This window comes from Nesterenkonia sp. K-15-9-6 (genome assembly GCF_052656005.1).
Genome location: NZ_JBQYEY010000006.1, coordinates 1 through 13518, shown reverse-complemented (window position 1 = coordinate 13518; position 13518 = coordinate 1). Strand labels below are relative to the sequence as shown.

Sequence of the window (13518 nt, the reverse complement as noted above, 5' to 3'; positions counted from 1 at the left end):
GTCGGACCCGCGTCAGTCCCCGGTGCGACCGTGCGCCACCCCGGTGGGGACGCCGATCAGCTCCGGCTCGGGCGCCGCCACCGAGCAGACCCCGGTCTCCGGCAGGGCCAGGTCGCGGGCGGCGGCGTCGTCGCCGGCCAGGTGCGCGGCGATGGACCTGACCTGCTCATAGCCGGTGGCCAGCAGGAACGTCGGCGCTCGCCCGTAGGACTTCATGCCGGCCAGGAAGAACCCATCCTCGGGGTGGGCCAGGACGTCTGCCCCGTGGGCGGGGACCGTGCCGCAGGAGTGGATCTCCGGGTCGATGAGCGGCGCCAGGCGCACCGGCGCCTCCACGGCGGGGTCGAGCTCCAGGCGCAGCTCGCGCAGCATGTCCAGTTCGGGGCGGAATCCGGTGGCCGCCACCACGGTGTCCACCGTGAGTTCGCGGGCCGAGTCGCCATCACCGACGGTGACGACGACGCCGTGCCCCTTCCCGTCCTCGACCGGGCGCAGCGCAGAGACCGACGCCTGCGCGTGCAGCTGGACGGCGCCGGATTCGACCGCGCGCTGCAGCCGGGTGCCGAGCATTCCGCGGGCCGGCAAGCCGTCCGCGTCGCGCCCGCCGTAGGTCCGGCCAGGGTCCTGCCCGCGGATCGCCCAGTGGACCTGGGTGCCGGGCTCCTCCCGGGCGAGCTGGGCGAGGTTCAGCAGCGTGTTGGTCGCACTGTGCCCGGCACCGACCACCAGCGTGTGCCGGCCGGCGAACCGCTGCCGCTCCTCACCGAGCACATCTGGCAGAGCTCCCGTCAGGTGCGGCACGACGCCGGGTGCGTCTTCCCCGAGCGCCGGCAGCCCGGCCGCGCCGAGGGGATTGGGGGCGCTCCAGGTGCCGGTGGCGTCGATGACCGCGCGGGCGCGGACCTCGTCGACCTGCAGTCCGGCCTCGGTGCGCCGCTGGACGCGCAGGACGAACGGCGCACCTTCACGACCCCGGACATGGGTCTTGTCCCGGGATCCGCGGGTCACGGCCACCACGCGGGAGCGTGTGCGCAGACGGTCACGGATGGCGGGCACCTGGGCCAGCGGTTCCAGGTAGTCCTCCACGATCTCCCGCCCCCAGGGCAGCGCGGTGGGCCGCGGCGGCTCCCAACCAGCGGCTTCCAGCAGGCGGGTGGAGGCGGAGTCGAGGTCGTAGCGCCACGGCGAGAACAGTCGGATGTGGCCCCACTGCCGGATGGCGGCGCCGACGTCGTCGCCGGCCTCCAGGATCAGCGGCTCGATCCCGTGCTCCAGCAGGTGCGCCGCGGCGGCGAGGCCCACCGGGCCGGCACCGATGACCGCGACCGGCAGCGCGTCCGCAGCGGAGGGAGCAGAGGGAGCGGTGCTGGTCGTGTGCTGCATGGGGTCTCCTCAGGGTCGGCGTCATCTGGAGCCGACATGACACCAGGACACATAGACAGACTTCGATACGAGAGACTCTAGGGTCACCCATCGAAATTCGTCAATACGTGAGCTACGATGACTCCATGAGCACCTCGACGCCGGCCGACAGCGCCTGCTGCCTGCCCACCTTCCAGGGCCCGCTGACCGCCGAGGAGGCCGAACCCCTGGCCGCCGTGTTCAAAGCTGTGGCGGATCCCGTGCGGCTGCGCCTGCTGTCCCTGATCGAGCACACCGAGGACGGCGAAGCCTGCGTCTGCGACCTCACCGCACCGCTGGGACTGTCCCAGCCCACGGTCTCTCACCACCTGAAGATCCTCGTCGAGGCGGGGCTGCTCACCCGCACCCAGCGCGGCCGCTGGGCGTACTACGCGGTCCAGCGCCCCGCGCTCGATGAATTCGGGTCCCTTCTTCGCCGCCGACGGGAGACTGCGGCGTGATCCTGCCCCTGGGCGTCATCCACCCTTGAGCCCGCCCATCCTTGAGCCCGCCCATCCTTGAGGGACGAGGAGTCACATTCCGGCGCTTGCCCGCTCGCTGACGCGCGTCATGTCAGGGATGTCGCACGGGAGAATGACCCCTCGACGCACCGGGACCCCGCCTGTTCCGGTCAGCTGAGCGAATCCGCCAGTGCTCGCACCAGCTTCGCGACGGCGGCGGCCCCTGCATCCGGGGAGCCCTGGGTGGCTGAGTCCGGCACATAGGCCGCCCGGCCCGCGCGCGCAGTGAGGGTCGCCGTCGCCTCGGCACCTGCTGCGGCCGCCTGAGCCACCGCCGCGGGGACCACGACGCCGTCACCCTCGGCGAGCGCCCGCTGGGCGGGGATCAGCGCATCCAGCATGGTGCGGTCCCCTTCGGCGGCGCCGCCATGGTGCTGCACTGCGGCGATCCCCTCGGCGAGCGCGCCGGACCAGTCCGCCCGGCCGTCAGTCTCGAGGCTGCGTCCGGCGGCGGTGGCGAGGATGGCCAGCAGCACCCCGGAGGAGCCGCCCATCGCGGTCTCCAGAGTGCGGGCGATCCGGCGCATCGCGGCGGCCGGGTCGGCGAAGCCGAGGTCCCCGGACTCCACCAGCCCGCGCACCGCCTGCGCCCCGGCGGCGAATGTGGTGCCGGCGTCGGCGTCCCCGGCGGCACGGTCCAGCTCGTCGAGCTCCCGCTGCGCGGACTCCAGGGCCCGGCATGCCGCGGCCACGGCGTCCTCCAGGCGTCCGTCCTGGGTGCGCGGCGTGGCCTCGGCGACCACAGCGGCCACCTCGCCGGTGGCCACACCCACGCCCGGAACCTTCTGCGGGGCGCACGGACTGCTGGGCCGCACCCAGCCGGGCGCCGTCGTCGGGGCGTCCAGCGCGGCGACCAGCTCCTCGCTGGCCGGGGCGAGGGTCACGGAGAAGCCGTGCATGTCCAGGGAGGTCATCAGGCGGGCGGGCCCCAGCAGGCGGGTGACGGCGTCGCGGCCGAGCCGGTCGAGCAGCTCGTGGGTGAGCACCAGACCCTCCTGCGGGGAGCAGCCGCCCAGGTCGTTGAGCACAGCGACCACCCCGTGCTCGGACGTGCGGACGAACTCATCGGCATCGAGGGCGTCGAGCACCTGTTGCACCGCACCGGCGGCGCCGTCGACGTCGACCTCCCGGGCGCCCGGCTCGTTGTGGATGCCCAGCCCCAGCTCCGCCCCGCGGGTGGGCTCCGTGTCCTCGCCGGGCAGGGTGGCCGGGGTGAGGGCCAGTCCGATGGTGCGCAGACCGTCGGCGATCCGCTGCGCGGCCTCGGCCACCTGCTCCACGGAGGCCCCGGCGGCCGCCAGATGGCCGGCGACCTTGTGCACCAGCACGGTGCCGGCCAACCCGCGGGGCTGCTCGATCTCCGGCAGGGAGACGTCGTCGGCCACCAGGACGGTACGCACGTCCAGGCCTTCCTCGCGGGCCCGCTCGGCGGCCAGGCCGAAGTTGAGCCGGTCGCCGGTGTAGTTCTTGATGATCAGCACACAGCCGGCCGGCCCGGTGACCGCCCGGATCGCCTCCAACACGGCGCTGACCGGCGGGGAGGCGAACAGTGAGCCGGGGACGGCGGCGGCGAGCATGCCGTCGCCGAGGAACCCGGCATGGGCCGGTTCATGCCCGGAGCCGCCGCCGCTGATCACGGCGACCCCGGCCTGCGGATCATGCCCGCGGCGGACGAGCACGGCGGTGCCGTCCGACGTGCCGAGCCGATCGATCTCGGCGGTGGACAGCAGCGCGGAGAGCATCTCAGGCACCATGTGCGCGCGGGAGTTGTAGAAGGCCACGGTCTTCCTCCATCCAGAGTGGTCCGTCAGTTCCTCATGCCTCCCGCGCGTCGCCGCTGGACCGCGACCCGTTCACGAGCCGCCCGGGCCGGAGCGTCGTCGGGAGGAGGTCAGTCGAGTCCGAGGTCGGACTTGGAGTACGCGAAGAGGTACGGCACCCCGGCGGAGTCCTCGATGTGTTCCCGGGCGCCGGTGTCGCGGTCCACGATGACCGCCACTGCCTGCACCAGGCCGCCGGCGTTGCGCACTCCCTCCACAGCGGTCAGCGCGGAGCCGCCCGTAGTGGAGGTGTCCTCCAGGACCACGACCTTCCGGCCCTCCACGTTCGGGCCCTCCACCTGCCGGCCCATGCCGTAGGACTTCTGGGCCTTGCGCACCACGAAGGCGTCGACGGCCCGGCCCTGCTCGTGGGCGGCGTGCATGATGGCGGTGGCCACCGGGTCCGCCCCCATGGTCAGACCGCCGGCGGCCACGTAGTCGATGCCGGCGTCGTCGAGCAGGCGCATCATGACCCGGCCCACCAGGCGCGAGGCCTCATGGTGGAGCGTGATGCGGCGCAGGTCGATGTAGTAGTCGGCCTCCTTGCCGGAGGAGAGGGTCACCTTCCCGCGGACGACGGCGAGCTCACTGATGAGCTGCTTGAGCCGACGGCGCTCGGCGCTGGGAGTGGACACGTCCGTGCTGCTGCCGGTGGTGCTGGAGATCATGGGGCCATCCTACTGGTGGCGGCTCCGCTGACCAGTGCCCCACGGAGCTCCAGGTCGGCGGTCTGAAAGAATGGAAGCCATGGACCTCATCAACCTCTTCATGCTGCTCGCACCGCTCGTCCTGCTGGTCGCCATCGGCGGAGTGCGGGTGGGCACGAGGTTGGGTCTTCCCGCGCTGCTGCTGTTCCTGCTGGTCGGCATCATCCTGGGCGAGTCGGGAGTCGGGCTCCATTTCGACGACGCCGTCATCGCCCAAGGGCTCGGCTATGCCGCGCTGACGCTGATCCTGGCGGAAGGTGGGCTCAGCACGAAATGGGAGGACATCCGGCCCACGATCGGACTCTCCGCGGTCCTGGCCAGCGTCGGCGTCGTGGTCACCATCGGGCTGATGACCCTCATCGGCCACTACGCGCTCGGCCTTCCCCTGCTCCTGGCCCTGCTCTTCGGCGCCGTGAATGCGGGCACAGACGCCGCCGCCGTCTTCTCGGTCCTGCGTGGCATCCCCCTGCCAGCCCGCGTGCGGTCCGCCCTCGAAGGCGAGTCGGGGCTCAACGATGCTCCGACCGTGCTCATCGTCGCGGCGGCCACAGCGGCCGCTGTCGGGGCGCCCCAGCCGGGCGGCATCCCCGGTGTGGCGCTGCTGATCCTGGCGCAACTGGTGGGCGGCATCGTGCTGGGCGTGATGCTGGGGGCGCTGGGAGTGTTCGTCCTGCGCCGCTTCGCCCTTCCTGCTGCCGGCCTCTATCCCCTGGCTGCGCTGGCCTGGTCCGTGTTGGCCTACGGCATCGCCACCCAGATCAGCGTCTCCGGGTTCGCCGCCGTCTACATCTGCGCCATGGTGCTGGGCAACGGGAGGCTCCCCCATCGACGCGCCACGCAGGCATTCGCCGAAGGAACGGGCTGGCTGGCTCAGATCGGCCTGTTCGTGATGCTCGGGCTGCTTGCCAGCCCCAGCCGGATCACCTGGGATGTCGTCCTGCTGGGCTTCACCGCCGGACTCTTCCTGACGTTCGTGGTGCGCCCGGTGGCGGTGGTCCTCTGCGCCGTCTGGTTCCGGGTGCCCTGGCGAGAGCAGGCGTTCCTCTCGTGGGCGGGGCTGCGCGGGGCGGTGCCCATCATTCTGGCCACTGTCCCGATGGCCGCCCAGATGGAGGATGCGGACAGGCTGTTCGACGTCGTCCTGGTCTTCGTCATCGCCTACACGGCGATCCAGGCCCCCTCCCTGCCGTGGGTGGCCCGACGGCTGGGGCTCGTCGAGGACACGGCGGCCACCGCGGTGACCCTGGAGCCCGCTCCGCTGGACGAGCAGCGAGCGGACCTCGTGAAAGTGAAGCTGACCGGACACTGCGCTCTGGAGGGCATGCCGCTGAAGCACCTGGATCTTCCGGAGAGCGCCGACATCTCGCTGGTCATCCGCGCCGGCTCGGCCTTCGTGCCCGATGGGCGCACCGCCCTCCAGCTGTATGACGAGCTGCTGGTCGTCGCGCCGGCTGAGCACCGGGCGAACGTGGAGGCCTACTTCCGCGGGCTGCAGACGAAGGACCCTGACCAGGGAACGTGACCCTCACCGGGAGCCGCGCGGCCGTACCAGCGGCGCCAGCATCGCCAATGCTGGCAGCTCGATGAGCGGGCCGACCACCAGGGCCAGCGCGATGAGCGGCTGGTCGGGGAAGGCCGCCACGGCGATGCCCAGGGCGATGGGAGAGTTCCGCGCCACGGTGACCATCGTCAGCGTCACCCGCTGCTCTCCCGGCAGCCCCAGCAGCCGGGAGACCACGGTGGCGATCAGCGGCATCAGGACGAACCACGCCAGAAGCGGCGGGAGCAGCATCAGCAGCGTCCCTCCTGCCGTCCACACCGTCTCCGCCTGCCAGGCGAACATGGCGCCCACAGCCAGGCAGAGCAGCGGCAGCGTGCTCCGGGACGCCCACCGGTCGAGCCGGCGGCGGGCCGAGGCTCCGCCCACCCTTCCCGCAGTCCTCCGCAGGATCGTCGCCGCAGCCAACGGCACCAGCAGCACCAGCGCCACGGCCTCCACCAGAACCCCTGCTTCCACAGGGGCTGCCTCACCGCCCAGGAGCAGCACGTAGACGGGCAGCAGCATCAGCTGGAGGACCAGGTTCACCGGCAGCAGGGCGACGGCGATGCCGGTGTGCCCGCGGGCCAGCGCGGTGAATACCAGGTACCAGTCGGTGCAGGGGGTGACCAGCAGGAGCAGCAGCCCGATGCGCAGGTCAGGCTGGGCGCCCAGCAGCCCGGCTCCGAGCGCCCAGGCGACCAGGGGCGTGAAGAGGTAGTTCATCACGAGGCTGGCCCCCACGAGCCGCCGGGCGCGGCTGACGTCACCGACACTACCGACGTCGACCTGGACGAAGAAGGCGGCGAGCATCACCAGCAGGGCCGGCAGCACGATGTGCTCGCCGAGCCCGGAGATCTGGTCCACGGAGCCGAGGCTGAGCCCCAGCAGGGCCGCCCCGGCCACGAGGAAGCCTTGGAGCCGCTCCGCCCAGGTCAGCTGTGCGACCTCCACCAGCGGTCAGCCGCTCTCGGAGTCGTAGTCTCGATGGGCTGCGACGGCCTTCTGCACGTCCAGCACCTCGCAGGACGTCATACGATGCCTCCTCCGCCGTCGGCACTTCCTGAGCCTCAGCCTACTGGGCCCCGGTGACGTGGCCCCCGAGCCGTCATATGCCTGTGACACGCGGCTCGGTAGACTCGGCGGCATGCGTGAGCTGCAGACTGCGATCATCACCGAGATGGGTGTCAAGCCGGAGATCGATCCCGCGGAGGAGGTCGAGCGCCGGGTCAGATTCCTGGCGGACTACCTGCTCAGCGCCCGCGGCCGCTCCCTGGTGCTGGGGATCTCCGGCGGTGTGGACTCCACACTGGCCGGGGCATTGGCCCAGCGGGCGGCTGAGAGGCTGCGGGATGCGGGCCATGAGGTCCGGTTCCATGCGGTCCGACTCCCCCATGGTGTCCAGCATGATGAGGACGACGCCGCCCGCGCGGTGGAGTTCATCGGCGCCGACCACGTGCACACGGTCAACATCGAACAGGCCGTGACCGGCCTCGACGCAGCCTACGCCGAGACCATGGGCCGGCCCATGGAGGACTACCACCGCGGCAACGTGAAGGCCCGCCTGCGCATGACGGCCCAGTATGCGATCGCCGGCGAGCACGGGGGCCTGGTGGTCGGCACCGACCATGCGGCGGAGTCCATCACGGGGTTCTTCACCAAGCACGGCGACGGCGGCGCCGACGTGCTGCCCCTGTTCACCCTGAACAAGCGTCAGGTCCGCCAGATCCTGAAGCATCTGGGAGCGGATGAGGCCCTGTGGTCGAAGGCCCCCACCGCTGACCTGTTGGATGAGAACCCGGGCCAGCTGGACGAGACCGAGCTGGGCATGAGCTACGACGACATCGACGACTACCTGGAGGGCCGCGAGGTCCCGACGGACTTCGCCGAGATCATCGAACGACGCTACCTGGCCACCCGTCACAAGCGCGCCCTGCCGGTGACCATCCAGGACACCTGGTGGCGCAGCTGATCCCGTTGAGACAGGCCGCTGGCGCCCGAGTACCCTGGACTGACATCTCCCGCACCACAGAGAGGCACCCATGTTCGGGATGAACGGCGCCGAAGGCGCCATCGTGGGCATCGTCATCGTCGTCGTCGGGCTCGTCGCCCTGGCCGTCTATTTCCTGCCGTCCCTCATCGCCATGATCCGCAGCCACAACCTGGGCGGCGTCTTCCTGGTGAACCTGCTGCTCGGATGGTCGTTCATCGGGTGGGTGGTGGCTCTGGTGATGGCCTGCGGCTCGAAGCCCCAGCCCGCTCAGGTCTACGTCCAGCACCAGCACGTTCCGCATCCGCCGCAGGGGAGCTGGCGCGGCTGATAGCGTGACCTCCGTGAGAATCGCGACCTGGAATGTGAACTCGATGCGCGCCCGGGCTGACCGGGTGGAGGCCTGGCTGGACCGTACGGACGTGGACGTCCTCGCCATCCAGGAGACCAAGTGCAAGGATGACAACTTCCCCTGGGAGGTCTTCGAGCACAACGGCTACGACGTCGCCCACTTCGGGCTGAACCAGTGGAACGGAGTGGCCATCGCCTCGCGGGTGGGGCTGTCCGACGTCGAGCGGACCTTCCCGGATCAGCCCGCCTTCGGCAAGGGCGGCAAGGACCCCATCCAGGAGGCTCGTGCGATCGCCGCCACCTGCGGCGGGGTGCGCATCTGGAGCCTCTACGTCCCCAACGGACGGGCGCTGGAGGACGAGCACATGGTCTACAAGCTCGCCTGGCTGCACCAGCTGCGGGAGCACGCCGAGACGTGGCTGACCGATGACCCGCAGGCCCAGGTGGCGCTGATGGGCGACTGGAACATCGCTCCGCAGGACGACGACGTCTGGGACATCGACTACTTCCGGGCCGAGGGGCTGACCCATGTCTCCGAGCCGGAGCGCGAGGCGTTCCGCGGCTTCCTGGAGGCCGGCTATGCCGACGTCGTGCGGCCCCACACCCCGGGCCCGGGCGTGTACACCTACTGGGACTACACGAAGCTCCGCTTCCCGAAGAAGGAGGGCATGCGCATCGACTTCGTGCTCGCCAGCCCGGCCCTGGCCGAACGCGTGGACTCGGCGTTCATCGACCGCGAGGAGCGCAAGGGCAAGGGCGCCTCGGACCACGCCCCCGTGGTGGTGGACCTGCGCTGACGCCCGCACCCGGGGCCGCATCCGCTCCGGGCATCACAGCAGACGACGACGGCGCCCGCCCCCTGTCGAGGGTGCGGGCGCCGTCGTCGTCCAGAGACTCAGTGCTCAGGACCGGTCGCGGAGGTCCTGTCGCAGGTCCTCCAGCTCCGTGCGCACACCGGCGGTGTTCTGCGAGGTGCGGACCATCGAGATGATGAATTCGAGGGTCACGCGGAACAGGATCAGGTAGATCACCAGGGGGATCCAGCCCAGCAACAGGGCCAGCAGGCCCGCGATCGCATCCACGCCGAATCCGGCGATGATGGACACCAACCAGGCCAGGCCCAGGAACGCCAGCAGGATGATGTAGATGAACTTGGCGAACTTCACCGAGACGAAGCTCTGGAAGCTGAAGTCGAACAGCGCACCGAAGAAGCCCTTGCCCTCCACCGTGTTCGGGCGACCGGCCGGCGCCGGGGCCCCGCCGGGCTGCTGGGCATACTGCTGCTGGTACTGCTGCTCGTACTGCTGCCCATAGGGCTGGCCGCCGTACTGCTGCTGCCCGTAGCCGGGCTGATGGGCGTAAGGGTCGGGCTGCTGGCCGTAGCCGTAGGCGGGCTGCGCCGAGGCGGCGGACTGGGCCTGCTGGTCAGCGGCGGCCTGCTGGCCGTAGTAGCCCGGCTGGGGCTGCTCGTAGGCACCGTGCCCCTCCTGGGCGGGCTGTCCATAGCCCTGCTGCGCGCCGGGGTGGCCCTGCTGGTGCGGGTCGTAGCCCTGACCGTGCTGGGCGGCGTCGTAGTGGTTCGGGTGCTGCCCCTCGTAGGGGTTCTGCCCGTAGCCCGGCTGAGGCTGCTGCTCAGGGGGCAGCTGCTGGTCGAAGGGCTGACCGGTCTCGGCGGCCGAGGAGGCTGAGGCTCCGGAGACGGCGTCGGCGGTGGGCTCCGGGGTGGGCTCCTGCGCCCCGGGGAAGCCGGGCTCCGGGTACGGCTGGGTCTGCTGCTCTCCCTGCTGCTCGGGGGTGCCCTCAGAGGCCTGCTCCCCGTTCTGGTCGTGGTGGTCGTCGGGGCCGGGGTGTCCGGGCTGCTGCGTCATGGCGCCTCCTGAGGTCTGCGTCGCGTCATTCACTTCACAACCTATACGAGTCAGCGCTCAGCAGTCGATGTCTCGGCGGGGCTGAGGCCGGGGCGCGTCATACGGACCCCAGACACGACGAAACCCCCGCCGGAAGCGGGGGTTTCGGGTGGTGGCTCCGACCGGCGTCGATCCGGTGACCTTTCGATTTTCAGTCGAACGCTCTACCAACTGAGCTACAGAGCCGGGGCGCCATCACAAGATGACTTCACTCTCCTCCGAGAGCTGGAGCGACCCAGACGGGACTTGAACCCGCGACCTCCACCGTGACAGGGTGGCGCGCTAACCAACTGCGCCACTGGGCCTTGCTTTTTCAGTTGTCCGTGCCGCTTGGCACGGTTAGAAACTCTATCAGAGCTTCTCGCTGGGCTCCAAATCGGAGCTTCGCAGTACCCCCAACGGGATTCGAACCCGTGCCGCCGCCGTGAAAGGGCGGTGTCCTAGGCCGCTAGACGATGGGGGCGCGATCCCGTGGTGGACCACTGAAATTCTAGGCGCAGGCCGTACCAGCCAGCAAATCACACGTCGGCCGGCGTCGCCACCCCGGCACGTTCCGCACTCCGGCGGGCATGCTCACCCGGCGACGAGATCCTGCCGGATCTGCACCAGCATGGGGCGCACGGTGCGGGCCAGCAGCCACAGGAACACCGAGGCCAGGAGCACCCCGACCCAGTCGGACCACAGCACCACCACGGCACCGACCACCACGAACAGCCCCAGCACCCCCAGGGCGGCGAGCGGGGCGGAGGCCACCCCGTACATCACCACACTGAACAGGTCCCGAGTGCGGAAGTCGAAGGTCGCGATGATCACGAGCATCGCCACCGCCACGAGCACGACGGCGCCCGCCACCACTGCCCCGCCCAGCAGGATCGCGCCGGGCACCTGCGCGAAGGCCGCATTGAAGGCGGCCAGTGTGGCGAAGATCACGGCGGGGGCCCAGACGACCATCGTCTGCCGGAAGCCTTCGACCCATCCCTTCCAGTACCGCAGCCAGGGGATGATGTCGGCGTCCGCCCGCCAGGCGTAGACCCCGGCGGTGATGGCCGGGCCGAACGCGAGGGCGAAGAGCCCGTAGAGGGGGATGTTGCTCGGATCCTGGTCCAGCAGGATGATGCCGATCAGCGCAGGCAGAGTGGCCACCACGAACGCCACTTCGATGACGATCATCCGATAGACGGCATTGGTGACCCGCGCCAGCGGGCCCTCCCTCTCCGAGTCCATGATGCTCATCCCTCACCTTCCTGCGCACTCGGTCGCCGACGGCCCGTCTCGACGCGTCGCCGTTCACCATGATCCATCACAGGACCCCACACGACGACGTCCGCGCCCGGCGCCGACTCATAGCCGGACCCGGGCGCGGACTCGCCGGACGTCCTCGGGCTGTCCCCTCTCACCCGCGCCGGACAGTGCCCCGGGGCTGACCGATCACTGGTCCATGTCCGCTTCGACGCCGTCGATCTCCTGCTGGGCCCGTTCATAGGCCTCATTGTGCTTGTCGATGTAGTCGGCCATGCCCTGACCCTCCAGCTCACTGACGAAGGCGTCCCAGTCCTCGAGGTCACGCTGCCCCAGGATGAACTGCGCAGTGGCCGTGGACACGGTGTCGTTCAGCGCCGTCTCGGTCAGGGAGACCTGCTCCCGCTCGAGCTCGTCCAACGGCGTGGCGGGCACGACCGGGGTCCGCTCCTTGTCCGCCATCGACTCGCGGAACTCGACCACCTCGTCACGCAGCATCGACTGCACCAGGTCGGTGGTGGAGCCGTGAGCCGGCATGAAGACGCCGTTGTGGAAGCCGTAGTCGGCGGAGAGCTCCTCATCCCCCTCCGGATTCAGCCCGTGGATGTCGATGCTGTCGGCCAGCACGCGCTCGTCGCCCTCACGCTCGAAGGTCTCGCCCTCCACACCCCACTTGGCGAACTCCAGTCCCTCGTCGGAGTAGTACAGCCAGTCGATGAACTGCAGCAGGGCCACGAAGTTCTCCTGCTCGGCCACCGAGGAGGAGAGCACCAGCCCGGATTCGGTCTGGCCGCCGGGGGCGATGTCCCCTGCGGGGCCGGCCGGAACCCGGATCAGCCTGACCTCCATGTCGTCTTCGCCCACCTCCTCGATCGAGGTGCGATAGGACAGGATCTCCTGGTCGTTGCCGCCGATGGCCGCAGACTGCCCGGAGGCGAACTTCTGAATGGCCTGATCGTCGTCCTGGACCAGGGACTCGGAGTCCATCAGCCCGTCGTCCACAAGCCCGTGGAAGTACTCGAGCAGGTCCCGGTACTCGTCCTGAGCAGCTGTATAGGTGAACTCCTCAGCAGCCTCGTCCCAGTAGGCACCGCTGTACCCCCAACCGGCCTGTGTGCCGAAGTTGGGTGCCGCGAAGCTCAGCGTCGCATCCATCTGCCACCGATCAGAGAACGGCACCATGTCCGGATACGCCTCCTTCACCCCGCGCAGCTGCTCGGCGAACTCGTCCCAGGTCTCCGGCTCGTCATAGCCGAGCTCCTCCCAGATGTCCCAGCGGACCGCCACGGAGTACTGGTCCTGCGGCGACTCATGCAGACCGGGCAGGATGTAGAACTTGCCGTCGTCCTGGTAGAGGCTGTCGATGTCCTCCTCGAGGCCCCAGTCCTCCACCTTCTGGGTGAAGTTCGGCATGTGCTCCAGATAGTCGCTGACCGGCAGCAGCGCGCCGCCCGAGATGAACTGGGTCTCATCCCCGGGGTAGACGACGGGGATGAAGTCAGGGGCGTCTCCGGCTCCGATGACCAGGGAGCGCCGCTCCTCCCAGTCGGAGAGCGGGGCGTTCTCAGCGGACAAGGTGACGTTGTGGTCCTCCTCGAGGTGCTCGAAGAAGGACCAGTCGTTCCGGAGCGGATAGTTCGGGTGGTCCCGATAGAGCAGCGAGAACTCCACCGGCTCGGTCGCCACGAAGGTGTCGCCGACGTCGTAGTCCTCCATCGCGCCGACACCCACCTCCTCCATGTCGACCTCGGCGTCCGCGTCCCCGTCGGCCGCGCCGCCGCAGGCCGAGAGGACCAGGGACCCTGCCGCCAAAGCGGCGGCGACCGGCAGCAGCCGACGTCGCTGTCCTGCTGTGGTTGTGATGATCATGATGCGAGTGTTCCTTTCTGAAGGCGTCCGGGACATCGGGTCCCGGACGTCGTGAACCTGGACATACATCGCCAGAGAGTCATGGAGGGGAGGTGGGCGCCGTCGGGCGTCCTCACTGTTTGACGGAGCCCAGCATGATCCCCCGCACGAAGTACTTCTGCAGGAACGGATACAGA

12 protein-coding genes and 3 tRNA genes are annotated in these 13518 nt (G+C 69.9%); 5 read left to right on the top strand and 10 right to left on the bottom strand.

From position 1 onward, the window contains the following. Positions 1-12: 12 nt before the first annotated feature. Positions 13-1383, bottom strand: a complete 1371-nt coding sequence (locus SD455_RS05345) for an FAD-dependent oxidoreductase (protein ID WP_445507449.1) — start codon at positions 1381-1383, stop codon at positions 13-15. 125 nt (positions 1384-1508) lie between these two features. On the opposite strand from SD455_RS05345, the gene SD455_RS05340 reads away from it, so the two are divergent. Then, positions 1509-1862 (top strand): ArsR/SmtB family transcription factor, encoded by a 354-nt coding sequence (locus SD455_RS05340; RefSeq protein ID WP_445507448.1) that lies wholly within the window; start codon positions 1509-1511, stop codon positions 1860-1862. A gap of 170 nt (positions 1863-2032) precedes the next feature. Here the strand turns inward: SD455_RS05340 and SD455_RS05335 are convergent, their stop codons facing one another. Then, a complete protein-coding gene (locus SD455_RS05335) occupies positions 2033-3703 on the bottom strand; it encodes a dihydroxyacetone kinase subunit DhaK (protein ID WP_445507447.1) in 1671 nt (556 codons plus the stop codon). A 110-nt stretch (positions 3704-3813) separates the two neighbouring features. Beyond that, positions 3814-4410: an orotate phosphoribosyltransferase gene (gene pyrE / locus SD455_RS05330; RefSeq protein ID WP_070158548.1), complete on the bottom strand. Its 597-nt coding sequence runs from the start codon at positions 4408-4410 to the stop codon at positions 3814-3816. A 79-nt stretch (positions 4411-4489) separates the two neighbouring features. Here pyrE and SD455_RS05325 point away from each other — a divergent pair, with 79 nt between their 5' ends. Then, positions 4490-5971 carry a potassium/proton antiporter gene (locus tag SD455_RS05325; RefSeq protein WP_085437851.1) on the top strand — a complete coding sequence of 494 codons (1482 nt, stop codon included), beginning with the start codon at positions 4490-4492 and terminating at the stop codon, positions 5969-5971. A gap of 3 nt (positions 5972-5974) precedes the next feature. Here SD455_RS05325 and SD455_RS05320 read toward each other — a convergent pair whose 3' ends face one another. Further along, positions 5975-6940, bottom strand: coding sequence for an arsenic resistance protein (locus SD455_RS05320; RefSeq protein WP_445507446.1), 966 nt, complete (start codon positions 6938-6940; stop codon positions 5975-5977). Positions 6941-7133: 193 nt separating this feature from the next. Here SD455_RS05320 and nadE point away from each other — a divergent pair, with 193 nt between their 5' ends. From nadE to SD455_RS05305, 3 genes are all read left to right on the top strand, one after another. Next, on the top strand, positions 7134-7958 hold the full coding sequence (gene nadE / locus SD455_RS05315; RefSeq protein ID WP_445507445.1) for an ammonia-dependent NAD(+) synthetase: 825 nt from the start codon (positions 7134-7136) through the stop codon (positions 7956-7958). Between the two features lie 70 nt (positions 7959-8028). Further along, positions 8029-8307, top strand: a complete 279-nt coding sequence (locus SD455_RS05310) for a superinfection immunity protein (protein ID WP_445507444.1) — start codon at positions 8029-8031, stop codon at positions 8305-8307. Between the two features lie 13 nt (positions 8308-8320). After that, positions 8321-9124, top strand: coding sequence for an exodeoxyribonuclease III (locus SD455_RS05305; RefSeq protein ID WP_445507443.1), 804 nt, complete (start codon positions 8321-8323; stop codon positions 9122-9124). A 105-nt stretch (positions 9125-9229) separates the two neighbouring features. On the opposite strand, the gene SD455_RS05300 is transcribed toward SD455_RS05305, so the two are convergent. The 6 genes from SD455_RS05300 to SD455_RS05275 form a co-directional block, all read right to left on the bottom strand. Continuing rightward, on the bottom strand, positions 9230-10195 hold the full coding sequence (locus SD455_RS05300; protein WP_085437847.1) for a DUF4282 domain-containing protein: 966 nt from the start codon (positions 10193-10195) through the stop codon (positions 9230-9232). Between the two features lie 149 nt (positions 10196-10344). Further along, positions 10345-10420: transfer RNA gene (locus tag SD455_RS05295), tRNA-Phe, on the bottom strand. Between the two features lie 45 nt (positions 10421-10465). Beyond that, positions 10466-10539 (bottom strand) — tRNA-Asp (locus SD455_RS05290). Positions 10540-10624: 85 nt separating this feature from the next. Continuing rightward, positions 10625-10697, bottom strand: a tRNA-Glu gene (locus tag SD455_RS05285). A gap of 110 nt (positions 10698-10807) precedes the next feature. Beyond that, complete coding sequence (locus tag SD455_RS05280; protein WP_070158555.1) at positions 10808-11467, bottom strand: DUF624 domain-containing protein; 660 nt, start codon at positions 11465-11467, stop codon at positions 10808-10810. 195 nt (positions 11468-11662) lie between these two features. Next, positions 11663-13342: an ABC transporter substrate-binding protein gene (locus SD455_RS05275; protein WP_070158556.1), complete on the bottom strand. Its 1680-nt coding sequence runs from the start codon at positions 13340-13342 to the stop codon at positions 11663-11665. Positions 13343-13518: the final 176 nt, after the last annotated feature.